This window comes from Helicobacter sp. MIT 00-7814, from assembly GCF_003364115.1.
GTDB lineage: Bacteria > Campylobacterota > Campylobacteria > Campylobacterales > Helicobacteraceae > Helicobacter_F.
Genome location: NZ_NXLL01000024.1, coordinates 1 through 25,131, shown reverse-complemented (window position 1 = coordinate 25,131; position 25,131 = coordinate 1). Strand labels below are relative to the sequence as shown.

General features: G+C 42.1%; 23 protein-coding genes. 5 read left to right on the top strand and 18 right to left on the bottom strand.

What is annotated here, in order from left to right; translation table 11 throughout:
• From prmA to CQA49_RS07620, 18 genes are all read right to left on the bottom strand, one after another.
• A complete protein-coding gene (prmA, locus tag CQA49_RS07705; protein ID WP_115575390.1) occupies positions 1 to 1,035 on the bottom strand; it encodes a 50S ribosomal protein L11 methyltransferase in 1,035 nt (344 codons plus the stop codon).
• 53 nt (positions 1,036 to 1,088) lie between these two features.
• The gene (locus CQA49_RS07700; RefSeq protein WP_066386720.1) at positions 1,089 to 1,466 is read right to left on the bottom strand and encodes a chemotaxis response regulator CheY; all 378 of its coding nucleotides are present in this window, start codon (positions 1,464 to 1,466) and stop codon (positions 1,089 to 1,091) included.
• Between the two features lie 84 nt (positions 1,467 to 1,550).
• Positions 1,551 to 2,267, bottom strand: a complete 717-nt coding sequence (hisA, locus tag CQA49_RS07695; RefSeq protein ID WP_115575389.1) for a 1-(5-phosphoribosyl)-5-[(5-phosphoribosylamino)methylideneamino]imidazole-4-carboxamide isomerase — start codon at positions 2,265 to 2,267, stop codon at positions 1,551 to 1,553.
• Between the two features lies 1 nt (position 2,268).
• Positions 2,269 to 3,978, bottom strand: a complete 1,710-nt coding sequence (locus tag CQA49_RS07690) for an ATP-binding protein (RefSeq protein ID WP_115575388.1) — start codon at positions 3,976 to 3,978, stop codon at positions 2,269 to 2,271.
• An 8-nt stretch (positions 3,979 to 3,986) separates the two neighbouring features.
• The gene (locus tag CQA49_RS07685) at positions 3,987 to 4,895 is read right to left on the bottom strand and encodes a cation diffusion facilitator family transporter (protein ID WP_258864271.1); all 909 of its coding nucleotides are present in this window, start codon (positions 4,893 to 4,895) and stop codon (positions 3,987 to 3,989) included.
• Positions 4,896 to 4,922: 27 nt separating this feature from the next.
• Positions 4,923 to 5,723: an enoyl-ACP reductase gene (locus tag CQA49_RS07680; RefSeq protein ID WP_115575387.1), complete on the bottom strand. Its 801-nt coding sequence runs from the start codon at positions 5,721 to 5,723 to the stop codon at positions 4,923 to 4,925.
• 69 nt (positions 5,724 to 5,792) lie between these two features.
• On the bottom strand, positions 5,793 to 6,395 hold the full coding sequence (locus CQA49_RS07675; protein ID WP_115575386.1) for an isoprenylcysteine carboxylmethyltransferase family protein: 603 nt from the start codon (positions 6,393 to 6,395) through the stop codon (positions 5,793 to 5,795).
• Positions 6,396 to 6,415: 20 nt separating this feature from the next.
• On the bottom strand, positions 6,416 to 7,279 hold the full coding sequence (gene dapA, locus CQA49_RS07670; protein ID WP_258864270.1) for a 4-hydroxy-tetrahydrodipicolinate synthase: 864 nt from the start codon (positions 7,277 to 7,279) through the stop codon (positions 6,416 to 6,418).
• Between the two features lie 40 nt (positions 7,280 to 7,319).
• Positions 7,320 to 8,621 carry a pitrilysin family protein gene (locus CQA49_RS07665; RefSeq protein WP_115575384.1) on the bottom strand — a complete coding sequence of 434 codons (1,302 nt, stop codon included), beginning with the start codon at positions 8,619 to 8,621 and terminating at the stop codon, positions 7,320 to 7,322.
• 64 nt (positions 8,622 to 8,685) lie between these two features.
• Positions 8,686 to 10,014 carry a quinone-dependent dihydroorotate dehydrogenase gene (locus tag CQA49_RS07660; RefSeq protein ID WP_115575383.1) on the bottom strand — a complete coding sequence of 443 codons (1,329 nt, stop codon included), beginning with the start codon at positions 10,012 to 10,014 and terminating at the stop codon, positions 8,686 to 8,688.
• A gap of 324 nt (positions 10,015 to 10,338) precedes the next feature.
• Positions 10,339 to 10,983: an outer membrane beta-barrel protein gene (locus tag CQA49_RS07655; RefSeq protein ID WP_115575382.1), complete on the bottom strand. Its 645-nt coding sequence runs from the start codon at positions 10,981 to 10,983 to the stop codon at positions 10,339 to 10,341.
• A gap of 309 nt (positions 10,984 to 11,292) precedes the next feature.
• Positions 11,293 to 12,798, bottom strand: coding sequence for an aldehyde dehydrogenase family protein (locus CQA49_RS07650; protein ID WP_115575381.1), 1,506 nt, complete (start codon positions 12,796 to 12,798; stop codon positions 11,293 to 11,295).
• A gap of 391 nt (positions 12,799 to 13,189) precedes the next feature.
• Complete coding sequence (locus tag CQA49_RS07645; RefSeq protein WP_258864269.1) at positions 13,190 to 14,944, bottom strand: 2-hydroxyacyl-CoA dehydratase; 1,755 nt, start codon at positions 14,942 to 14,944, stop codon at positions 13,190 to 13,192.
• 32 nt (positions 14,945 to 14,976) lie between these two features.
• A complete protein-coding gene (locus CQA49_RS07640; RefSeq protein ID WP_115575380.1) occupies positions 14,977 to 18,066 on the bottom strand; it encodes an acyl-CoA dehydratase activase in 3,090 nt (1,029 codons plus the stop codon).
• Positions 18,067 to 18,148: 82 nt separating this feature from the next.
• The gene (pdxA, locus tag CQA49_RS07635; RefSeq protein ID WP_115575379.1) at positions 18,149 to 19,075 is read right to left on the bottom strand and encodes a 4-hydroxythreonine-4-phosphate dehydrogenase; all 927 of its coding nucleotides are present in this window, start codon (positions 19,073 to 19,075) and stop codon (positions 18,149 to 18,151) included.
• Positions 19,076 to 19,113: 38 nt separating this feature from the next.
• Positions 19,114 to 19,899, bottom strand: a complete 786-nt coding sequence (locus CQA49_RS07630) for a pyridoxine 5'-phosphate synthase (protein ID WP_115575378.1) — start codon at positions 19,897 to 19,899, stop codon at positions 19,114 to 19,116.
• A 29-nt stretch (positions 19,900 to 19,928) separates the two neighbouring features.
• Positions 19,929 to 20,408, bottom strand: coding sequence for an acetolactate synthase small subunit (gene ilvN, locus CQA49_RS07625; protein WP_115575377.1), 480 nt, complete (start codon positions 20,406 to 20,408; stop codon positions 19,929 to 19,931).
• Positions 20,409 to 20,412: 4 nt separating this feature from the next.
• On the bottom strand, positions 20,413 to 22,131 hold the full coding sequence (locus CQA49_RS07620; RefSeq protein ID WP_115575376.1) for an acetolactate synthase large subunit: 1,719 nt from the start codon (positions 22,129 to 22,131) through the stop codon (positions 20,413 to 20,415).
• A 144-nt stretch (positions 22,132 to 22,275) separates the two neighbouring features.
• On the opposite strand from CQA49_RS07620, the gene CQA49_RS07615 reads away from it, so the two are divergent.
• From CQA49_RS07615 to CQA49_RS07595, 5 genes are all read left to right on the top strand, one after another.
• Positions 22,276 to 22,812 (top strand): 50S ribosomal protein L25/general stress protein Ctc, encoded by a 537-nt coding sequence (locus CQA49_RS07615; protein ID WP_115575375.1) that lies wholly within the window; start codon positions 22,276 to 22,278, stop codon positions 22,810 to 22,812.
• Between the two features lie 30 nt (positions 22,813 to 22,842).
• On the top strand, positions 22,843 to 23,577 hold the full coding sequence (pth, locus tag CQA49_RS07610) for an aminoacyl-tRNA hydrolase (protein ID WP_115575374.1): 735 nt from the start codon (positions 22,843 to 22,845) through the stop codon (positions 23,575 to 23,577).
• A 106-nt stretch (positions 23,578 to 23,683) separates the two neighbouring features.
• The gene (locus CQA49_RS07605; RefSeq protein WP_181882639.1) at positions 23,684 to 24,067 is read left to right on the top strand and encodes a class I SAM-dependent methyltransferase; all 384 of its coding nucleotides are present in this window, start codon (positions 23,684 to 23,686) and stop codon (positions 24,065 to 24,067) included.
• The gene (locus CQA49_RS07600; protein WP_181882638.1) at positions 24,003 to 24,515 is read left to right on the top strand and encodes a hypothetical protein; all 513 of its coding nucleotides are present in this window, start codon (positions 24,003 to 24,005) and stop codon (positions 24,513 to 24,515) included. The genes CQA49_RS07605 and CQA49_RS07600 overlap by 65 nt, the downstream gene beginning before the upstream one ends.
• Before the next feature lie 73 nt (positions 24,516 to 24,588).
• The gene (locus CQA49_RS07595) at positions 24,589 to 24,903 is read left to right on the top strand and encodes a co-chaperone YbbN (RefSeq protein WP_115575371.1); all 315 of its coding nucleotides are present in this window, start codon (positions 24,589 to 24,591) and stop codon (positions 24,901 to 24,903) included.
• The last annotated feature ends 228 nt before the right edge of the window (positions 24,904 to 25,131 follow it).

Sequence of the window (25,131 nt, the reverse complement as noted above, 5' to 3'; positions counted from 1 at the left end):
TCAAAGTTTTTGCATTTTAAACGCCACCCATTCATCGCGCTCTAAAGTCTGTAATATCGCAAAACCTCTATTAAAACACGCAATTATATCATTTTTGTATTCTGCTAAGATTCCAGAAATGATAAGGATTCCATTTTTAGGTAAATGCAGCAGAAAGTCCTTATAAAGGCTCTTTAGCACAAGTGCGGTGATATTTGCGATGATGACATCTTGAGGCTGCGCTGGGATTTTATTTAGGCTACCATGAATGAGAGTGCAGGTGGTGTTATTTTTTTGCATATTAAGCTCTGTTTGCTCGATACTTAGAGAATCCGTATCGCAAGCAAGCACATTTGCGCCAAGCTTCGCACTTGCAATGCTTAAAATCCCGCTCCCGCAACCCACATCAAGGACATTTTTACCCTCAAGCTCTAGCGTGCTTAAAAGCTCCAAGCATAGAGCCGTGCTTGCGTGATGTCCCGAGCCAAAAGCAAGGGCTGGATCGATGATAATAGGGATACGCCCCTTGCTAGATTCTGCGTTAAAATGCCAAGATGGCGTAATGTGAAACTTCCCGCAATCAATGGGCGTGATGGAATCCTTATAAGTCTGTAGCCAATCCTTATTTTTTTTCTCCTGCAAAGCATAGGCTAGCCCTATTTGCTCTTGCAAGCGCGCAGATAGAATCTCACAAGTTTGCTTTAAGTGAGATTCTATTGTATTTAGAATATCAGAGGTTTTTTGCCCCTGTGCTGTTGTCTCTGGAATGGCAAAAATAATCTTTGTTTTTTGGCGCGATTCAATCTCTTGCAGATTAGGATTCCCAATAATGCGCCATTTTTCTTTAGGGATTGCATAATCAAAAACACTTTGAGAATCCACAAACTCACAAGGATAGCTTGAAAAATCACAATCTTGCGCGCAAGAATCCACCATATCATCTAAATTTTTAGAATCTGACATATAAATTTGTGCGAGAAATTCCCCAACCATTTGCGAAAAAACTTCAGGCTGGGTATTTGGATAAAGGATAAGTTCAAAATAAGAGTTTTGCATTATTTTTAGAAGTTAGTGGCTTAAAAGCGCGCTTTTAAGCCTAGGGAAATGTATTAGCCCTCATTCACGCCAAGCACGACTTCAAGCTTTTCTTTCAAAACTTGCGGTGTGAAAGGCTTCACAATGTAATTATTTACGCCAGCTTTAAGCGCGGTGATAACCTCAGCCTTACCGCCTTCAGTTGTTACCATAATGATAGGAATATCTTTATAGCGCTCATCTGCGCGCACTTTTTTCACCAAGTCAAGCCCATTCATTTCAGGCATATTCCAGTCTGTGATAAGCACATTTATCCCGCCGGTAGTATCGAGTATCCCCCATGCTTCTACGCCGTGCTCAGCTTCTAGAATATCCTCATAGCCCAACCTCTGCAATGTATTCTTTATAATCCTTCTCATTGTGGAGCTGTCATCAACTACAAGCAATTTCAATGTATTCTCCTTACAAAATATTTTTCCAAAATCGACAAAAAGTTTAGAATTTTACCACACTTAATTTATAATTGCTTTAATCCCTTATGCTTTTTGAAAATTCTTTAGCGAGTTTTGCAAATCAATTTTGCCCTCATAAAACGCCTTGCCAATAATCACCCCACTAATAAACTCATTTTGCGCTAAAGTCTCTAGCTCGCTTTGGTTGGCAAATCCACCGCTTGCGATGGTGTAGATTCCGCTATTTTGCGCGATTGCTTGAGTGAAAGCGACATTAATCCCGCTTAGCGCGCCATCACGCGAAATATCTGTGCAAATAATCGCCTCCACTCCGCTATTTTGAAACTCTTTGGCAAATTCCAGCGCCTCTACTTCGCCACTTTGCGCCCAGCCCTCAACCGCAACTTTCCCATCGCGCGCATCAATGCCTATGGCTACGCGATATTTTTGCGCCATTGTAAGCGCAAAATCCCTATTTTTTAACGCTACCGAGCCCAAAATCACGCGCGTAACGCCTAAATCTCTATATTTTAAGATTGTTTCCTCATCGCGGATTCCCCCGCCTAGCTGGATTTGAAGTTTTGTATGAGAGAGAATCTCCTTGATACTTTGCATATTACTCGGTGCACCTTTAAACGCACCATCTAAATCCACGATATGCAGCCACTTTGCGCCCATTTCTTCAAACTTTTTGGCAAATTCTAGCGGTGAACCATAGATTTTCGCGCTTTGCATTTCACCTTTGAAAAGTCGCACCGCCTTGCCTTCTTTCAAATCAATAGCCGGATAAATATCAAGCATGCTACCTCCTTATAAATCCTACATTTTTGCTTCCATCAAAGTTCCCGCTCTGCTCTTTTTTAATCTCCTCTTTAAAATCCTCAATGCTAAAGGTTGGATTCTCCCTTGTGGCGACTTTGTAGGCGGTGTTTTTAATCACAAGTTTAATTTGCGCACCACTTAAATCATACTCACTTAGCGTGTCAATAAGCGCTTGCTTAGAATCTGCAAGGCTAATATTGCGCGGAAGCAAGGATTTCCACAATTTTTGGCGTTGGGAAAAATTTGGACGCTTAAATTCTATCTTGTAGTTAAAGCGCCTTGAAAACGCACTATCAAAGCTTTCAATTAAGTTTGTCGTCGCAATGATAATGCCTTCAAAGCGTTCAATCTGCTCTAAAAAAATATTTTGCATTTGGTTATGCATTTTATCCGCGCTACTTGTGGCATTTGCACGCGAGGAAAGAAATTGATCAGCTTCATCAAGCAAAAGTATTGGCTCATTTTTGGTTTTTTTGCAAATGTCCTTATAAGTGTCAAAAATTTGACGCACATTTTTTTCAGATTCCCCCACATACATAGAGAGAATCTTTGAGCAATCAAAGCTTAGCACCTCTTTTTTAAGGCTTTTTGCAAGAGCTAGCGCACTTAGCGTTTTGCCCGTGCCCGGCGGTCCATAAAGCAAAATCTTTGCTTCAATACTGCGCTTTTGCTTTATGCCCCATTGTTTTAAAAGCTTTGCCACGCGCGTATCGACTTGCGCTAGCAGGTGATTGAGCGTCTCTCTTGTGCTTTCATGCAACACAACAGAATCTAGCCCTTGCTTTGGCTCTAAAAGCTCGAAAATATCTTGGCTTTTTACTAATGATGAAAGGCTTATTTTATTGCGCTGTTTTGCTGGGTGGGTGATTTTTTGCAAAATTTCTTGAGGGATAAAAAATGAGCGCGTGATATTCCCAAAGCCTGAAATATATTCATCATAATCAAGCAAGCCCTCGCTAATAAGCTTTGAGCTTTCACTTAAAAGCGCGCTATTACGCATTCTCTCATACTCATCACCGCTAATAAGCCCTAGCAATGTCCCACTTTCGCGGAAAAGCTCGCCATCTTTTGAGGAATACTCCTCCTTTAAAACCGCCAAAAAGAGAATCTGCTCCTTTTGGGTTAAATGGCGTTCTTTCAAAAACTTCACAATCGAAATGCGCTTTAAAGTAAGCTTCAAACGCGCTTTAATGCGCTCATCTAAAAGTTTGAGCGAAAAGCTAAGAGAGGGCGCATTTGAAGTTTTTGTATTGCTAAGTTTATGCAATAAATCAATACGCATAAATTGATCCTTCAAATACTCCAAATCATCGTTATACGCGCTAATTTCTGGCAATTCCTCATCAAATGCGCCTTCTAAGATTCTAAAAAAATTGCCACTTAAGCGAATGCGCTCGGTGTAAAGCTCCAAAAGAGATTCTTTAGAATCTAAAAAATCAAAGCCACTTTGATTAAGCAATCCTAAGCCGATGAGATTGCGCACTTTTGGCAAAAAGGCGAGGTTTTGCACTGCGTTTGTGTGAAAAAATTTCAATAAAAACGCGCCCACACTCCAATCGCCCTCGCCTTCTAAGTATTCTTTCAGTAACGCCCGCAGAATCTCCGCCTCTTGCTCATCGCACTTTAAATGCGGATAAATCTTAGCTGCTGTAATAGGCTCTGCTTGTAAAAAATCGCTCACTAATTCCATCATGTTCCTTAATAATATTTTAATACCACATCTTCTTCATAATCATCATAAGGATCTAAATGCGCGTTTATCTCCCATGTGAGTGCTGGATTTATCGCGCGCACCTGCTCTTCAATGGCATTGCAAACCTTATGCGCGCTAAGTAACGCGATAGAATCATCAAACACCAAATGCACTTCCAAAAAATGTATATTGCCTGAAATGCGCGTGCGCAGGGCGTGATAGCTTGTAATAGGCGCTTTGTCTAAAATATCTTTCACACGCTCCAAAATCTCTGGCTCTATAGCTCTATCAAGCAATAAAAACACGCTATCTCTCACTAGCCCAAACGCACTAAACATAATATACAGCGCAATGAGAAGCCCCAAAATCGCGTCAATCTTTTCAAATCCGCTCACATAAATCACACCAAGCGAGCACAAAATCGCGCCATTGCTTAGCAAATCGATTTTATAATGCATCGCATCGGCTTTGATGACTTGAGAATTTGTGCGCTTTGCGGTAATTTGCAAAAACACCACCAAAAACAAAGTCGCACAAAATGAAAAAAGCATCACGCCAAGCGAAGATTCTAAATTGTGAATGCTGTGCGTTTGCAAAATCTTTTGAATGGAAGTATAAAAAATATACAACCCAGAAAGGAAAATAACAAAGCCTTCAAATGCGCTAGCAAGGGATTCTACCTTGCCAAAACCATAATTAAATCCGCTATTTGCGGGCTGTTCGGATTTTTTTAACGCAAAAAAATTAAAGATTGAGATTCCCACATCAAGCAAAGAATCTATCGCACTTGCAAGCACAGCCACCGAACCACTTAAAATCCCAACGATAAGCTTTAGCACCGCCAAACTTAGCGCGGTGATTGTGGCAGTAAGCGCGGCAAATTTTGGGGTGAAAATACTAGCAGGAAAACGCATTTTCAAAGGCGCTCTCATAAGAAAAAATTATTTAAAAGTTGTCCCACCATCAATAACTATCGTTTGTCCTGTAAGCCACGCACTTTGCGTAGAATCACAAAGGAAAAATGCCGCACCAGCTAAATCTTCAGGTGTCCCCATGCGATTAAGCGGAGATTGCTCTTCGACCTTTGCGCGCACTTCTGCGTAGTCTGGGAATGCACGCAATGCGTCCGTGTCAATTGGTCCGCCACTTACAGCATTGACGCGGATTCCCCATTCTCCTAGCTCTGTGGCAGCGTATTTTACCATCGTCTCCACAGCGTTTTTAGAGTTCCCATGTCCTGCGTAGTTTGGCATATAGACAAGATTCCCTGTTGAGCTTAGAGACACGATTGCCCCTCCACCCACTTCTTTCATTCTCTTTGCTGCTTCTTGTGAGCCAACGACAAAGGCTAGCACGGTAGCTGTATAGATGTTATTTAATCCCTTAGGGCGCAAGCGCATAAATGGACCAAATCCGCCCGCTACGCTTTTACCATAAATGATAGCATTTGAGATAAAGAAATCCACGCGTCCAAAATCTTCATCGATTTTTTTAAACAACTCCACATATTGCTCAGGCTCTAGGACATTGAGCGGGTAGTATTTTGCTTTGATTCTGTATTTTGCTTCTACATCTTGAGCGATCTTATTTGCCTCTTCCTCGTTTTTGTTATAAGTGAAAGCGACATTCACACCATTTTGCGCAAAGCGATACAAGATAGCCTTGCCAATGCCCCTTGTAGCGCCACTAATAACTAAGGTTTTACCTCTCATAAAGTCCGTTGTGTTTTGGTCGTTTGTCATCATTAACCTCTTTTGTTGCAAAATTTCGGGCTATTGTAATAAATTTTTCCTTTAATTGCTATTTTTTACCTAATAAATACGCCAAAATACAGGCAAAATCTCGTAATATTGCAACACTTCAATTGCTAAAATCGCCACAACGCCCAAAAACCAATTAAGCGCGCGGCGGATTTCTTTATGCAAAAATTCTGGGCGCACTTCGATTTTTTCTGGGCAATGGAAGCCCTTAAGGCGTGGAAAAAAGCGTGAAGTTTTTTGCAAAAATTGCTTATAAGGCTCGCCAAACTTTGATTCCAAAAATTCTTCTTCACTCAAAATTGTCATTCTATAAATCCACAAATATATAAGTGCGCCGATGACAATAAGCGTAATCTGCCCTTTGAGCGCGAGAATCCCAACAAAAGCGATGAAAGAAAAAAGATACAGCGGATTGCGACACAAGCTATAAGCGCCATAATCAATAAAGCTCTTGCCATCTACGCCTTCATTTTTCATACCGCCGATAAAAATCGTCGCATACAGCCTCCCATACACACCTACAATCACAAGCGCCACGCCCACACCTCGGATAAGATTCGCGACAAAATCGCTATACGCGCTCGATGAAACAAAAAGCCACACAATACACAACGCGCCAAAAACATACTGCAGGGGAAAACGATTAAGCCTCATTAAAACTCCTTAAATTTATTTTATGCAATCTCATATTTTTGCAAAATAGATTCTATATGTTTGAGATTTTCACTCGTTGGCGCAACTAAAGGCAGGCGGTATTCTAAGCTTCTAAGAAGTCCGCTAAGATACATTGCGGCTTTTATAGGGATTGGGTTGCTTTCGCAAAAAAGCGCTTTGTTAATCACAAAAAGCTTGTTATTAAGCATTTGGCTTGTTTGTAAATCCCCATTTAACGCAGCATGTGTAAGCTCTGAAATCTCTTTGGGCAAAAGATTGCCCGTTACTGAAATCACGCCCTTGCCGCCATTTGCAAGAATGGGATAATTTAGCGCATCATCTCCGCTAAAAACGCTAAAACTAGGCGCATTTGTCGCAAGCTCGATCACGCGCTCCATCGACCCGCTCGCTTCTTTGATGGCGATGATATTTCTCACCTCTTTAAAAAGTCGTATCGCTGTGCTAACCTCAATGCTTACGCCCGTGCGCGAAGGGACATTATAAAGCATAAGCGGAATATCTACAGAATCTGCCACCGCCTTATAATGCGCGAAAAGTCCCTCTTGGCTTGGTTTGTTGTAATATGGACTTACGCACAAAATCGCATCCGCGCCACATTTTTGCGCAAAACGCGCTAGTTCGATAGCTTCACTTGTGGCGTTGCTCCCCGCACCTGCAAGCACCTTTATCCTGCTTCCTTTGCATACGCTTACGGCTAGCTCGATGCACTCCATATGCTCTTTATGGCTTAAAGTTGCGGATTCCCCCGTAGTCCCCACAGGCACGCACGCATCCATCCCGCAAGCAATTTGCCTTTTGATAAGAGATTCAAAAGTTTGCGTATCGATTTTGCCTTCATAAAAAGGCGTCACAAGCGCGCTCATAGCGCCATACAATAATGTAGATTCCACAATTTCCCCTCTTTTAGTTTGTTGCACTTTTCTTTGTGTCTTTGTTGGCATAAATCACGGCTGTTGTAAGCGTATCTGGGACAAAGTATTTTTGCGCCACGCGCGCGATTTCCTCAATGCTAAGATTTTCAATCGCGCTTTCATACTCAAAAAGTGGCTTCAAATCGCCCTTCGCAAGGTAGTTTGCAAACACGCCCGCCGTGGAAGCTGCATCTTCAAAGCTATACACAAAGCTAGCTTTTGTTGAGATTTTTACTTTTTCTAGCTCCTCTTGGCTTATCTCACCTTTTTTGATACGCTCTAAAATCGCTATAATCTCATTTTGCAAGGTTTTTGCGCTCACATTTTGATTAGCCAGCGCCATGATGAAAAACACGCCCTCATCTTTTAGCTCCATATTATACGCTGAAATCCCTGAAGCAAGCTGTTTTTTATCTATAAGCTCAACTTGAAAAAGACTAGAATTCCCCTTACTTAGAATCTCACTTATCGCGCTTAGCGCCACTTGATCTTTATGAAGGTAATTTGGGATTTTATAGCCCATCGCGAGGTATTCCACTTCGCTTTGCTTTTGCACTTGTTTAAACTTTGGCGCGTTTTGGGCTGGCTCTTTTATATCCACCTGCGGGATAGAATCTGTCGTATTTTTAATCTTGCCAAAGTATTTTTTCGCATTTGCAAACACCTCTTTTGGCTCTACATCGCCACTCACTAGCACGATGGCATTTTGTGGCTGATAGTAGGTGCTGTGAAATGCGATGATATCTTCTAGCTTCCAAGCTTGTATGTCTTCTTTAAATCCTATGGGCGTCCAATGATAAGGGTGCTTTTCAAACGCGGTGTTAAAAAACTCAAAATACAAAAGCCCGGTTGGGTTATTATCCGTCCGCCATAGGCGCTCTTGCAAGACGACATTGCGTTCTGGCTGGAATTCCTCATCACTCAAAGTAAGATTTTCCATCACTTCTGCGAAAAGCTCTAGCGACTTTGCAAGATTCTTATTTGTCGTTTTTATATAGTATTTTGTATAGTCAAAAATCGTATAGGCATTATCCACACCGCCAAATTTTTTCACAATCTCATCAAATTCGCCAGCCTTTAGGTTTTTGGTGGATTTGAAATTAAGATGCTCAAGCATATGCGCGATGCCACTTTTCCCTTTCACCTCATTGCGACTGCCAACCTTATAAATCACATCTACTTCAATCACCGAGCTTTTATTTTGCAGTGGCACGACCACCACCTGCAAGCCATTCTCAAGCACTTCTTCATAATGCTTTGGTATCACTCCAGCATTCACGCTTACCGCACTCATCAACCCTCCTAATATCAATACTTGTAAAATTTTCACTTTTCAAAACCCCTAATTTTGAGAATCTTTAGTCTTTCTCTATTCCATCTATTGTATCGTCTCGCGGAAGTGAATTCCGCTTCGCCTCCGCTCCACTGCGTTTCGCGCCCATACTCGGCGTTTTTTTGTTGGTAAGATTTGCAGATTCTGCGACGCTGTTTGGTTGTTTAGATTTTTTAGAATCTTTTGGCTCTTTAGCCTTTGTCGCTTTGGCTTTCGCCTCTTTGGTTGTTTTTGCTTCTTGTGAAGTTGCTTTTGTAGCTTTAGATTCTGTTTTTACACTTTTTTCTCTTGCTTTTTTGCCCTTTTTATAATCCGCGCCGATAGCCTCGCTAATGTGATTAAAGCCATCTTTTTGCATAAGCTCCAAAATCCCTTCATTTATATCTTTTGCAAAACTCGGTCCCTTATACACAAAGCCTGTATAAGCCTGTATAAGCGATGCGCCCATTTTTATGCGCTCATAGGCTTCTTTAGCATCATCAATCCCACCAACAGAAATAAGCGTGAGCTTGCCAAAAAATTCTTTTGCAATACTTGCAAACACTTCGCGCGATTTCTCTTTCAGCACCTGCCCGCTTAAGCCACCTTCATTTTTCGCACCCTCAAGCAAAGAATAATCAATCGTCGTATTTGTCGCAATAATCCCATTACAGCCATTTTTATACGCAGATTCTATCACTTCAAGCAAATCCTCATCGTGCATATCAGGGGAAAGCTTGATAAAAATAGGCTTTTGCGTGTTGTTGCGCGCCATTTTACAAAGCGAGCCAATAAATTCTTTATTTTGCAAATCGCGCAGTTTTGGGGTATTTGGGCTTGAGACATTAAACACGAAATAATCCCCATATTCAAGCAATTCTTTTAGCGTGTTTTCATAATTTTTTAGAGAATCTCTTTGCGCGATAATTTTATTTTTCCCAAGATTTAGCCCCAAAGGAATGGCAAATGGCGTGATTTTTTTTAGCCTTTTTGCTATGCTTAGCACGCCTTGATTATTAAACCCCATGCAGTTTTGCAAACTTTTTTCTTTTGGGAATCTAAAAAGTCGTGGCTTTGGATTCCCACTTTGGGGAGTTTGCGTGATTGTGCCAATTTCTAAAAACCCAAAACCAAGCGTGCTTAAGCCCTCAATCATCGTTGCGTTTTTGTCAAAACCCGCTGGAAGCCCAAGTGGATTTGGAAAATGCAAACCCAAAATGTCATTTGCAAGCCGAGAATCTGCAATCACAAAATTTCGCACAAGCACATCTTGCACGCCCGGCAACACACAAAAATAGCGCAAAAAACGCTCCGCTAAAGAATGCGCCGTCTCTGGCTGAAGCTTAAAAAGCAACGATCTTACTTTGTCATACATAAGTAGCCTTTAATGGGTAGTTTTACAAAATGCGAGATTCGCCATTGTATAAAAATTCTAACAATATAGCAATTAATGCGGGCAAAAAAGGGCTAAAGCATTCTGCACAAATATTCTTTGCACCTCGCGCAAACTTTTTTAGATTTTTAAGATTCAAAAAACTTTAAATTTGTGCTTTGCTTTGGCTTTATCTCACAATGATGAAAAAAATGTATAGTGAAAGTTAAAGAGAGGGTGAGATTCTCTAAAATGTGTTTTTAGAGAATCCACTTAAGCAATTGGCTTTTAAGCAAATTGCTTTGTGATGCAAAATTTTACAACTTTTTAGAAATAAAGGTTAATTGTGGCGTAGAATTGCGGAACAGACTGCTTTGCCTTTATGGATTCAAAAGTATCTTGTCCAAATGCTACATTTTTCCCAGAAACTGTTGTAAATGGGAATTTAAGCCCAAACTCGATGCCTAGAGATTCTGTAGCAGCGCGCAAACCAAGCTTTGCATCCGCATAGAATCCGCTTTGATTAAGCTTTTCTGAAGAACCAGCCTGACTTAATTTAAAATTATAAAACTGCCCACCAAGCCCGATGCCTACAAACACACCATAGCTTGTAGATTGTGTGTTGAAGGCGTTGAAAAGCACATCTGCATTTGCGGTTACATTCATTGCTGAAGTGCTACTAGATTCTGTTCCTTGCGAATAAGTAGATTCACTTGAATTCCAAGCATAGTCAAATGCGCCATATCCGCGAACGCCGAGATATTCATTAAAAAAGTGCTTATAACCAACTTGAAGCCCAAATGCTGGCAAAAATTGTGTTGTTTTTGAACTTTCGCCTGCTACCGTTATGGTTTGTGAAGTCTGTCCAGCACCCATAGAAAGCCCTACAAGCACTCCGCTCTTTTCCTGAAATTTCCCATCTGCCAAGCCAAAGCTTAGTGCGCACAATCCAACTGCTACTATTTTTTTCATACCTTCTCCTTAAAGATTTTATATGTGTATTGCGATTTTTTCGCAAGGAGTGCAATATTACCCCCCCCCCCCCACTTAGAAAATCCTTAAAAAATATTCTTTTTTATTGCTGGATATTTTGTATTTGAAAATGAGAATCTGCGCGTGGTTTGGGGGATTTTAAATAAATTTGAGAGATTTAAAAATTTTTGAAGCAAATGGCGGGGTTTGATGAGATTTAAAAAATTCCAAAAAAGCTAGAATCTTGCAAAATCTAAAATTTTCACGCAAGATTTCGCAAGATTCTAAAAAAGCCCTAAGCGTAGATTCTTAAAAGAATCCAAGCTTATTGATTGAATAGCTCACAAGAATATTTTTTGTCTGCTGATAGTGATCCAAAATCATCTTGTGCGTTTCTCTGCCAATACCGCTTTCTTTGTATCCGCCAAATGCCGCGTGCGCTGGATAAGCGTGATAGCAGTTTGTCCAAACGCGCCCTGCTTGGATTCCGCGTCCGAAGCGATAGGCGCGGTTAATATCGCGCGTCCAAATCCCACTGCCAAGCCCATACACCGTGTCATTTGCAATCTCAAGCGCTTCTTTGTCATCTTTGAAAGTCGTAACGGCGAGCACCGGTCCAAAAATCTCTTCTTGAAAGATTCTCATTTTGTTATGCCCTTTGAAAATCGTGGGCTTAATGTAGTAGCCATTTTCAAGCCCCGGGCGAATGTCGCGCTCACCGCCGATGAGGCACTCCGCGCCCTCCTCTTTGCCGATTTTAATATAATTTAGAATCGTATTTATCTGCTTTTCATCGACTTGTGCGCCCATCATCGTGCTAAGCTCAAGCGGATTCCCGCGATTGATAGCCTCCACGCGTTTAAGCACTTTTTCCATAAATCTATCATAAATTTTTTCATGGATAAGCGCGCGCGAAGGGCAAGTGCAAACCTCGCCTTGATTGAACGCAAAAAGCACCAAACCTTCAATCACCTTGTCCAAATAAGCGTCCTCATAATCGAAAATATCTTCAAAGAAAATATTTGGCGACTTCCCGCCAAGCTCGAGCGTTGAAGGGATGATGTTTTCTGTAGCAAATTGCATAATCTCGCGCCCAACGCTTGTTGAGCCGGTGAAAGCTACTTTTGCAATTTTTGGGCTTGTGGCGAGGTGCTTACCAATCTTAGATCCGCTGCCATTGACGATATTTAGCGTGCCTGCGGGCAGCAAGTCGCCGATAATATCAAGCAAAACAAGAATGCTAGCAGGTGTGGGCGAAGCTGGCTTCATTACGATTGTATTGCCTGCTGCAAGGGCGGGGGCGATTTTCCACGCTGCCATAAGCAAGGGGAAATTCCACGGGATAATCTGCCCCACAACACCCAAAGGCTCATGGAAGTGATACGCCACAGTGTCGTGATCAATGTCGCTAATCGCGCCTTCCTGCGCGCGGATACAACCTGCAAAATAGCGGAAATGATCAGCTGCAAGTGGAATGTCGGCATTGAGCGTCTCTCTAATCGCCTTGCCATTATCCCAAGTCTCTGCGTAGGCGATTTTCTCTAAATTTTCCTCGATTCTATCCGCGATTTTTAGTAAGATTCTCGAGCGCTCGCCTGCACTTGTATCCCCCCAAGAATCTTTTGCCTTTGTGGCGGCATCAAGCGCTTTTTCCACATCTTCATTGCTAGAAAGTGGCACCTCGCACAAAAACTCTCCATTAATCGGGCTTATATTTTTTGCATATTCGCCATTTGTGGGCTTCACCCACTCACCGCCAATAAAGTTCTCATAGCGGGATTTAAATACATTTTTGCTGTCTTTATATTTACTCATGTTCTCTCCTCAAAATCTTTTTAACAACGCCTTGTTGTTGAAAGCTAGTCTAATCCTTTTTGATTAAGAAATTACCTACAGATAAAGATTTTAGAGTAATTTTTGGCAATTTTTACCTTATGTAACAAGTAATCATTCTTATTTTGTGAGGGAAAACCGCTAAACAATTGATTCAAAAAGAGGGGGATTCTTAGTTGTGGGTTTAGCAGAATCTGCAAAGATTCCCTAAAAATCAAAGTTTTTCAAATCGCACAAAAAACGCGCAGGCGAAGGATTTTTGAGCTATTTTTATGGTTTTCAAGCGCAAAGGTTAAGGGAGTTACCTAATAGGTAATGACCGAAACCTTAAGCGCAGAATCCATAAAAAGAGCCAAAAAGACAAGCCCTTAACTTAGGCTAGTTCCTTGCGTGCATTGCTTAGCATTAGCTTTATACGATTTTCTTGATTTACCCGCGTAGCACTTGGATCATAGTCGATTGAGACAATGTTGCTTTGCGGATTTTTCTCTTTTATCACTTTCATCATACCGCGTCCGACGATATGATTTGGCAGACAACCAAAAGGCTGTGTGCAGACGACATTATTTACGCCCTGCTCGATGAGCTCTAGCATTTCAGCAGTGAGTAGCCAGCCCTCGCCCATATTCATCGCCTCGCTCACATAGCCATCAGCAAGCGATTTTGTATGCTTAAATGGACTTGGCGCGCGGAAAACTCCATGCTTTTGTATCATTTTTATCATATCTTTTTGCTTTCCGCAGAAGTATTCAAACACCACGCGATAAATCATTCTTGTAAGCCACTTGCCACCATACATTTTATTTTCCACAATGCTATCATTTATGCAATACAAGCAAAAATCTAGGAATCCGGGTATCACCACTTCGCAATTTTCACTTAGTAAAAAGTCCTCAAGGTTATTGTTCCCTAGTGGTGAGAACTTGATATAAATTTCACCCACGATTCCCACCTGCACCTTTTTCTCCGTGCTTCGTGGAATGCTTGCAAAATCATCTAAAATCTCTTTCATATCTTTTTTTAACGCCTTGTAGCTTGTAAGCCCCTTGTTTGTGCCCGGCGTTGTGATTCTCTCCACCCATTTAGCGATTTTTGCCTCTGTATCGCCTTTGTTTAACTCATAGGATTTGCATTGGTTTGAAATATGCATAAGCAAATCACCATAAATGATGGCAGATAGGAAGTTTTGAAGCATTGGGCGCGTGACGCTAAAGCCTTGGTCGGTTTCTAGTCCGCTAAAGTTTAGTGAAATTACTGGAATCTCGCCAAAGCCCGCTTTATTAAGCGCTTTGCGTAAAAGGTGGATATAGTTACTCGCGCGACAGCCACCGCCGGTTTGCGTGATGAGAAGCGCGACTTTGCTTAAATCCCATTTGCCACTTTTTAGCGCATCAATCATCTGCCCTATCACAAGAAGCGCAGGGTAGCAAGTGTCATTATGCACATTCCTTAAGCCCTCATTTACCACGCCCGCACCTTCATTATGAAGCAGTTCAGCCTTGTAACCATGCAAATGCAAGATATTTACCAAAAATCTAAAATGTATCGGAAGCATCATCGGCACGAGGATTGTGTGCGTCTCTTTCATCTCTTTTGTAAAAGGCACTTTGGTAATCTCACGATTTGTTTTTAAAATGCTATCCGTGCTTGAGCCGACATTCCACTTGCCTATGCTTGGCGCTTTGCCATTATTTGGGAGCGAGTGGGAATCTGGGCGGAAATTCACAAGAGATTCTTTTGCGCTTTGTGCGATACCTTGAGTTTTACGCACAAGATTTTCTGCAACGCCTTGCACAGAATCTTTAGCATTTTGCGCCACGCCCTGCACGCTTGAAGCAACTTCACTAGCTACACCCTTTGCACTTTGGGCTACATTTTGCGCTTTTTGTGCCACACTTTCAGCCACTTCACTTGCCACACTTTGCGCGCTTGAAAGGGCAAGATTTGCTTTATTTTTCGCACTTTGTGCTACTTCAAGCGCTGTGTTAGCGACTTCCACAGCTGCACCTTGTGCGTTTTTAGCCACTTCACTTGCAAGCTCTTTTGCATTCTGCGCTGTGTTAGCGACTTCGTGTGCTAAGTCCTGCGCGTTCTGCGCAAGCGTTTGAGGGGTAATTTTTTGTGTCATGTGTTCTCCTTAAATGTTTTAATATTTTGCTATTAATTCGTCAAGGCCATCATTTTGCGCATTTCTTTTTGCGCGTGGGTGTTGTGGAAAAGTATGCTTTGGGTGAGCTTTGATTTTTTGCCACTCATTTTTTCTTCCATCGCACCTAGAAGCGAGCGGATTCTGATTTTCACGGCGCCTAGGTTGCTAATTTCATCGATTTTTAGCTGGGTGTAGAATCGCCCGCGCGCTTCCAAAATCGCGCGCACCTCATCAGTGGTGATAGAATCTATCCCGCAGCCAAAGCTCACAAGCTGGACTAGCTCGATATTATCATGCGCGCAGACAAACTCCGCAGCGTTATAAAGGCGTGAGTGGTAGCTCCATTGATTTAAAATCTGCAAATCTTTAGCCGTCGCCAAATGCGAGATAGAATCTTCGCTCAAAACCACTAGCCCAAGTGAGTTTATAAGCTTATCAATGCCATGATTTATCTCTGGGTCGATATGGTATGGACGCCCGCTTAGCACGATTGCTTTGAGATTATGCTCTTTAATATAAGCAAGGTTTTTCTCGCCCTCTCTTTGGATATCATCAAGCCATGCTTCGCGGAACGCATATGCCCTATCTAGCGCTTTTCTAAACTCGCCTTTACTTGCGCCTAGTTCTTTTTTGAAAAAATCTAGGCTTTTTGCAAAAAACTCTTCTTTCTTATGCAAGCCAAAATATGGATAGAGGAATTTTACCTCGCGCAGTCTATCGACATTTGCATTAAGCAATTCTGGATAATAAGCCACCACCGGGCAATTGTAATTATTTGTGCTGGTGTCTTGATGCTTTGCATCAGATTCAAAGTTATAGCTCATACAAGGATAGAAAATCTTTTCCACACCCCTATCCATGAGGTTTTCTATATGTCCGTGCTGAAGCTTTGCTGGATAGCACACAGTATCACTTGGAATGCTGTATTGCCCTTTGGCAAAGGTTTTGCGCGTGGTAATATCAGAAACCACCACTTCATAGCCTAGCTCACTTAAAAGAGTATGCCAAAAGGGGAGATTTTCATACATATTGAGCCCCAAAGGAATGCCGATTTTCCCGCGTGAGCCAAATTTCACCGCGCAATGCTCTTTGTCAAAATCCTTGTATTCAAACATATTTTTTAGCTTACTAAGCTTGTAATCATACATATTTGGCAAATGCAAGACTTTCTTAAAGCCTAGCGGTTTGTCGCAACGATTACCAGAGATAAATTTTTTCGCTCCTTGCGCGTTGCCAAATTTATTTATCGTTAGGTTGCAGTTATTCCCGCAAATCTTACAAACAGTCGCTGTCGCAGTATGCTCAAAGCCTTGCAATGCTTCAGGTGTGATAATGCTAGATTTTGGCAAATTTAGCCCTTGTGCGTAAAGTGCCGCACCAAAAGCCCCCATAAGCCCGCTAATTTTAGGGCGGATGACATTGCGCCCGATCTCTTTTTCAAAGCTTCTTAAAACCGCGTCATTGTAAAATGTCCCGCCCTGCACGACAATCTGCTGTCCCAAATCGTCCGCATCACGCGCGCGGATAACCTTATAAATCGCATTTTTCACCACGCTCATAGAAAGCCCAGCACTGATATCTTCAATACACGCACCTTCTTTTTGCGCCTCTTTCACCGAGCTATTCATAAACACGGTGCAACGACTTCCAAGCTCCACAGGGCTTTTAGATTCTAGCCCTAGCTTTGAAAAGCTCGCCACATCATAGCCCATTGATCGCGCAAAAGTCTCTATAAAGCTCCCGCAACCGCTCGAGCAAGCTTCATTTAGCATGATAGAATCTATCGTTTGATTTTTGATATAAAAGCATTTGATATCCTGCCCGCCGATATCGATGATGAAATCTACCTGCGGATTGAAGTGCTGTGCGGCTTTGAGGTGCGCCATCGTCTCCACAAGTCCAGAATCTAGCCCAAATCCAGCCTTTATAAGCTCCTCGCCATAGCCTGTTACCGCGCTTCCTTTGATGTTAATTTTATCGCCAAAGTTTTCATAAATATAACTTAGCTGCTCAAAAATCACGCTCGCAGGGTTACCTTGATTTGAGTTGTAAAATTGATAAAGAATGCGCGCAAAATCATCGATTATCACAAGCTTTGTCGTCGTCGAGCCACAATCTATGCCGATATAGCAATCTATCTTTTTAAATCCGCCCGCTTCATAGGCTTCATCAATGCTCATCTCCTCCACGCTCGCATCTTTATGACGCGCCAAAAACTCCTCGTATTCTTTAGAATCTGCAAAAAGTGGCTCGAGGTATTTATTTTTGCTTGCGACATTTTTAGATTCCACAAGCTTTGCGATGAGGCTATCGCAGGTGTAGGATTTTTCATTTTCCCTCGCACAAAGCGCCACACCAATAGACACAGAATACTGCGCATAATCTGGGAAAATCGCATGCTCATTATCAAGCTTCAAGCTCTCTTGAAAGCGCTTTTGCAAGCCTTTATAAAAAAACAGCGGACCACCTAGAAACATCACTTTTCCACCGATTTTGCGCCCTTGCGCCAGTCCGCTGATGGTTTGATCCACCACCGCTTGAAAGATACTTGCGGTAATATCTTTTTTATTCACGCCTTGATTGAGGAGTGGTTGCACATCAGTTTTGGCAAACACGCCACAGCGCGACGCCACAGGATAGATTTTATCTGCATTCAAAGAAATCTCATCAAATTCTTGTGCGCTAATGGCAAGCAAAGTTACCATTTGATCGATAAATGCACCTGTCCCGCCAGCACATGAGCCATTCATTCGCTCTTCTGTCCCGCCACTTAGGAAGAGAATCTTCGCATCTTCGCCACCTAGCTCGATGATACAATCCGTATCAGGCTCTAGGAATTTTATCGCCTCCGCTGTGGCAAACACTTCTTGCGCAAAATCAATCCCCACAGCCTTGCAAATCCCAAATCCAGCCGAACCAGAAATTGAAACCTTAAACTCGCGCTCGCCGATAATCTCGCGCAAGCCCTCCACAATCTCAATGCTCTTCTCGCGCACCTTAGAATAATGGCGCTCATACTTTTTGTAGATAATCTCATCGCCGTCCATCAGCGCGATTTTCGCCGTTGTGCTCCCTATATCAATGCCTAAAGTCAAGCTCATGCTCCAACCCCCAAAAATAAAATCTCCAAAAAATCAAAACTCACATTCTACCTAAAAAAACCACTTTTGGGGCAAAAATATTTTAACCTTTCTTACTCGCGTATCTAAGGGCATTTATATAGCTTTTTGTATCAAGTGGGACATTCTTATACGCCTTATCAAACGCCACACCATGATCGACTGAAGCGCGTAAAATTGGCAAATTAAGGCTCACATTAATGCTCTCATCAAAATACAGCGCCTTTAATGGCGCTAATCCCACATCATGATACATACTCACAAAATACCTAAATTTCTTGCGATTATGCGGGCTAAAGGCAGAATCTGGCGGAATCGCACCAACAAAAAGCCTATTTTTTAGCTCCTTATTCGCATTTTCCACCGCTTGAAAAATAATTTTATCCTCATCTCCCATAAGCCCATTATCCCCACAATGCGGATTTAGCCCCAATACCGCGCAAGGTTCATTGAGATTCACACATTTTGCAAAGGTTAGCAAAAATCTTGTGAGTGGCTCTAGCGCGATATGCTCGCTCACGGCTCTAAGCGCAATATGATCGCTAAAAAGCGCGACAAACATTTGCTCGCAACCTAGCATCATAATCGCCTCTTTTTTGTAGCGCGCGCTTAAGGCGTGCGTATGCCCGATGAAAGGGATTTTGGCACTCGCCCATGATTCTTTATGGATAGGCAAAGTCACAAGCGCGTGCGCCTCCTTAGAATCCACCAAATCACACGCATGCGAAAAACTCGCAAAGCTATACGTCCCACTTTGGGAATCCACCTCCCCGGGCTTAATTTGCGGCAAAGATTCTATGTCTTTTGGCGGATTAAAAGAAAAATCTTGCAAAGAAAGTGGGTTTTTTAGCATTTTTTGCGCCTGTACCAAAAGCTCCTTATGCACGCAATAAATAGGCTTGCAAAAGCGCGAAATCTCCTCATGCGCGCTCAAAGCGATTTGCGCGCTAATGCCATTTATATCGCCGATGCTGATTGCTATGGTTTTCATCGTAGAGCTTTGCATGGAATCTAAAGAATTAGGGTGTTTTAAGGCGTTGGAAGTTGTGCCAAAATATCTTTTATCGCGCGTTCCAACCCCACAAATACCGCGCGTGCTATGATTGCATGCCCGATATTAAGCTCTGAGATTTCTTTGATTCTCACAATTGGCGCAAGATTATTTGCATTAAGCCCATGCCCTGCAAAGCAAGCAAGATTAAGCGAGCTCGCCTTTTTTGCGGCATTTTGCAAAAGCAAAATTTCAGAATCTAAAAGCGATTTTAGCTCCTCTTGTGAAAGCTCAAGCTCTGCAATGCTTGCATTTGTGCGAGAAAGATTGGTATTTTGCATTAAAAAAATATTTGCATATTTGCCGGTGTGAAGCTCGATAGCCCCAGCTCCTAGCTCTTTTGCAGATTCTATCATCATCTCATTTGGCTCGATAAAAAGCGAAGTGGCGATATTGTGCTTGTGAAATTCCGCAAGCGCGCTTTTAATATTTGCAAAGTTTTTTTCCACATTAAGCCCGCCTTCCGTGGTTACCTCCTCGCGCTTTTCAGGCACAAGCGTAATGCGATTTGGCTTTAGCTCGCACAAAAGCTCGATAATATAAGAATCTAGCGCACATTCGACATTTACCGGCAATGGCGCAGCGCTAATAATCGCGCGGACATCGTCATCTTGGATATGGCGTCTATCCTCGCGCAGGTGCATTGTGATTTGATGCGCGCCGGCATTTTTGATGATAAAAATCGCCTCCAAAGGATTTGGCTCATTTATCGCGCGCGCTTGGCGCAGGGTAGCAATATGATCGATATTCACGCCCAAAGTCATTTACGCACTCCTCACTTTAAAGATAATTTTTAGCGCTCAATCGCCACAGCGCCACTTTTCACCACCTCTTTTGGCTTATAAGATTCAATAGCGCTGATGAAAGATTCTATGCGTTGTGGCGTATCTGTGGCGGTGATGATGATATGCTTTTGATTTGCCTCTGAAATAGTGCCATTATAGATATTGCAAAGGGTTTGGATATCGCTTAAGTTTTGATTTGCGGGCAGTTTGACAAGCACCATTTCTTTTTGGAATAAATTTTCATGCTCTGTCACGCTTAACACGGGGATAAGCTTATGAAGTTGCTTGATGATTTGCTCCAAAACGCGCGGATTGCCCTTTGTGGTAATGGTGATATGCGAAAACTCGCTATTTGGCAGGGGTGCGACGCTTAGAGATTCTATATTATAACCGCGTCCTGCAAAAAGCCCAGAAATGCGCGCCAAAACGCTATGCTCGTTTAAAACGCACACACAGAGTGTTTTTGTGCTTGTTTTTTCTTTTGTCATTTTGCTAGCTCCTTTTCTTATGCACGATCATTTCATGCAATGCCGCACCATTAGGCACCATCGGCAATACATCTTCATAGCGATCAACCAAAACCTCAATAAAGCACACTTTTTGAGAATCTACACATTCTTTTAACGCGTCCAAAAACTCCTCTTTTTTCTCCACGCGCCTTCCCACACCGCCAAAAGATTCTATAAGCTTAATAAAATCTGGCTGCAAACTCAAATCCGTGTGCGAAAAGCGATTATCATAAAAGAAAGTCTGCCACTGACGCACCATACCTAAATAATTATTATTAAGGATAATGTTAATAACGGGTAGCTCGGATTCCACGCAAGTCATAAGCTCTTGTATATTCATCAAAATACTACCATCGCCGGTAATATTTATCACGCATTGTGCGGGCGTTTTTACGCCGACTTTTTCTTGCAACGCACAAAGCGCGCCAAGGCTTGCAGGCAGTCCATAGCCCATCGTCCCAAGCCCGCCACTTGTCAAAAATTGTCGTGCAAAGCTAAAAGGATAAAACTGCGCCGCCCACATTTGGTGTTGCCCCACATCAGTGGTGATAATTGCACGAGCGCCAAATTCCTTGCCGAGCGTTTCTATCACCCATTGCGGTTTAATGACTTCATTACTATCTTCATAGCACAGCGGATTTTCCTGCGCGCAGAGATTGAGGCGCTCATTCCATGCATTAATTTTCGTGCTATCAAAGCCTTCTAACTTTTGTCTTAGCTCTTTTGCCACGCTTTTTAAATCCCCAACGATCGGATAATCAATCTCTACAATCTTACCTATCGAGCTAGGATCGATATCCACATGCGCGATTTTGGCATTCTTACAAAAAACACTTAGCTTGCCTGTGACGCGATCATCAAAGCGCGCACCTAAGCAAATAAGTAAATCGCACTCACTCATCGCAATATTTGCCGCAAAATTCCCATGCATACCAACCATTCCTAGCAACAGCGGATTCTCACTTCCTAAAACTCCGCGCGCCATGAGCGTTTCCACACTTGGAATCTGCGTTTGCTCCACAAGTGCGCGCACCTCATCGCTCGCCCCGCTCAAAACCGCCCCGCCACCGATATAAAACAAAGGCTTTTTCGCGCTCATTATAGCTTGTGTGAGTTTGTCGATTTGCTTTGCATTGCCCTTCATCGTGGGCTTATAAGTGCGTAAATTTATAGAATCAGGATAATCAAAATCCCCAGCAATTCCGCTAATATCCTTTGGCAAGTCAATAAGCACCGGTCCGGGACGCCCACTGCGCGCGATATAAAAGGCTTCTTTTAAGATTCTAGGAAGCTCTTTAATATCTTTTACTAAATAATTATGCTTCGTGCAAGGGCGTGAAATCCCCACTGCGTCGATTTCTTGAAACGCATCTGTGCCGATTTGACTAATTGGCACCTGCCCACTAATCACAACCAAAGGAATAGAATCCATATACGCCGTGGCAATCCCTGTAATGGCGTTTGTAAAGCCCGGACCGCTTGTGATAATCGCCACGCCAACCTCGCCACTTGCGCGCGCATAGCCATCAGCCGCATGCAATGCCGCCTGCTCGTGGCGCACGAGGATATGGCGAAAATATTTTTGCTTGTAAATTTCATCATAAATATGGAGCACAGCGCCACCCGGATAACCAAAAACAACCTTTACATTTTCCAACGCAAGCGCTTCGATAAGCATTTGTGAGCCGGTTAATTTTTTCATCTTTCTCTTACTTCCTTCAATAATCGGATTTTGTCATCGCAAAAAGGGCTTATTATATAGAGCATAGAGTAAAGATAATCTTAATTTAAGCAAGCTTTATGTAAAATCGCGCCTTTTTTAATCCCAAAAACTTAAGGACAAAAAATGTTAGAAGGTATCATTAGAGAGAGTATTTCAAAAGCAGATTCTAAGGCTTTGCGAAAAGATGGTTATCTGATTGCCAACATTTATGGAAAAGGGCAGGAAAATATCCACTGCGCATTCAAGCTTAATGACTTCATCAAAGAGATAAAAAACAAGCCAAGCCTTATCTTTCAAGTCAAAGTCGGCTCAAAAACCTTTGATGTCGTGGTGCAAGAATATCAAAAAGATCCTGTAACAAGCACGCTCAAACATGTAGATTTACTTTTAGCGCAAAAAGGCGTGGCAAGTAAATTCAAAGTGCCTGTGAAAACAAAAGGAAGTGCGAAGGGGCTTAAAAATAAAGGTGTGCTTTTCACCTCTACAAAGCGCATCAGCGTAAAATGCACGCCTGAAAAGCTCCCAAATGTATATGAACTCGATGTGAGCGATTTAGATGTGGGAGATTCTATCCTTGTGCGCGATTTAGCGCCAATTGAAGGTGTGAGCGTGCTAGATAAGCCAAATGTCGCAGTTGTAGGTGTGATCAAAGCGAAATAATTTGCTTTTAAAGTAGCGTAAGTAGGCGCAATGAGCGCGATACTTCTTGTCGGACTTGGGAATCCGGGGCAAAAATATGCCAACACAAGGCATAATCTCGGATTTATGGTGCTAGATTCCCTTGCACAAAAGCTAGGCACGCAATGGAATCTTGATAAAAAACACAATGCGCTTGTTGCCTCTTTGCAAAGAACGCAGATTCTGCCTTATTTCTCACAATCTCAAAAATCCACAAATTTAGCACAATCCACCAAATCCCCGCAATCCGCGCAAAATACACCCACACAATCCCAGCCTCAAAAGCACACTTTGCAAGAGCGCATTTTTCTACTCAAGCCCCAAACTTTTATGAATAATTCCGGCATAAGTGTCGCAAGTTTTTGTAACTTCTACAAAATCCCTTTGCAAAATATCGTGGTGGCGCATGATGAGCTTGACATCGAGCTAGGGGCAATGCGCGTGAAAAAAGGCGGGAGCAGTGGCGGACACAATGGGCTAAAATCGCTAGATTCTCATCTTGGACGCGAATATATACGCTTGCGCTGTGGCATTGGCAGACCAAAAAAAACAGAGAAAGTCGGAGAGATGAGCGCACACGCGGAAAATATCATCGATTATGTGCTTGGGGATTTTGAGAGTGATGAAATCCAAAAGATAGAGATTCTTACGCAACGCGGAGTTGAGGCGCTTTTATTTTTTATCCAAACGCAGGATTTTACGCAATTGCAAAATAACTTTAGCAAAAATGCGGGCTTAAAAGCTTAAATAAACATCATTACAAGCAAAAGTATCATAAGAAAACCTTTATACAAAAATTAATATGCTACAATCTCAACCTTTTAATCTTAATTTAACTTTTGCGAGGTGTAAAATGCAACAATCTCAAATTCATAAAATCTATGATGACAATTTTTATATGGCGCAGGCAAGTGGCTCTTATCTTTCTGCAAAGGCGATTCTCCCACAAGTTAAGGAGCTTTTTGGGGAAGTGCAAAGTGTTATTGATGTAGGTTGTGGTATGGGGACTTGGCTTCGCGCATGGACTGAAATTGTGCCAGATATAAAGATTTTTGGTATTGATGGAAATGTGGCAGATTCAAATCTTTATCATATCCCCTTAGAATCTTATAAAGAAGTCAATCTTACTCATAATGCGTCAATCCTTATGCAAGAAATCCTAGAAAAATATAATGCCTCTAATATGGGGGGGGGGGGCAAAGCCATTTTCTTTAGCCCAAAGTCTAGAAGTCGCTGAACATCTCTATGAAAAGCACGCGTCTAATTTTATAAAACTCCTCACCTCACTTTCTAATATTATACTTTTTTCCGCAGCGATTCCTTATCAAGGTGGTACGCATCATGTGAATGAGCAGCCGCCGACTTATTGGGCAGAGCTTTTTGCAAAAGAGGGCTTTGTGTGCTTTGATATTTTACGCGAAAAAAATTGGGGGAATGAAAATATAGAATCATGGTATAAACAAAATATCTTACTTTTTACTCATAAAAACAAACAAGAGATTCTGCTAAATCAAGGCTTTAAGCCTGTGTTAAAGCCTCTTTATCTTATCCACCCTCAAATGTGGGAATACAAAAATAAAGAGATTGCAAATCTACTCCATAGCACAAGGCATTATCGCAAGCTAAAAAGATTTATTGCTAAGATTCCTTTTCTCAAAACGCTGTATCACAAGCTCCGCAATTAAGCGCCCTTACCAAATGTTTAGCTTTTTTGTTTATAAATAGGGCTGTATTTATTTAAGGAACAAAGGATAAAAAATGGTAAAACAAATTAACGCAGCGCAGTATGAAGAACTTATCAAAAATGGCTCAAGTGTCGTGGTGCTCGGGGCTTCGTGGTGTCCGGATTGTCGCAGGATTGATCCTGTGCTAGATTCTTTGGCAAAGGATTTTAGCGGGAAAGTGGAGATTTATTCTATCTCAATAGATTCTGAACCAAATCTCAAAGATGCCCTTGGTGTGCGCAGAATCCCAACGCTCATTGGTTACAAAAATGGACAAGAAGTGGGCGAGCGCCTCATTGAGCCAAGCTCTAAAGTGCCTATCCAAAATCTCATTGAGCAAACGCTCTAAAGCCTCACACCCACAAAATTTAAAAGGTAGTTTAGAATCCAAGCTACCTTTATAAAAACTTTTGCGCTAGATTCTCTAATTCTATTTAGGCTCTCTTTGATTTTTTAATCCAAAGTATTTTTTCACTTCCAAAGGGTCGGAATTTATCCCCTAATTTAGGGGGGTTGAAGCCCCACTCTCCTCCTTTGTATTTTCACACAAAACAACCTTTCAACCAACTTCTTAACA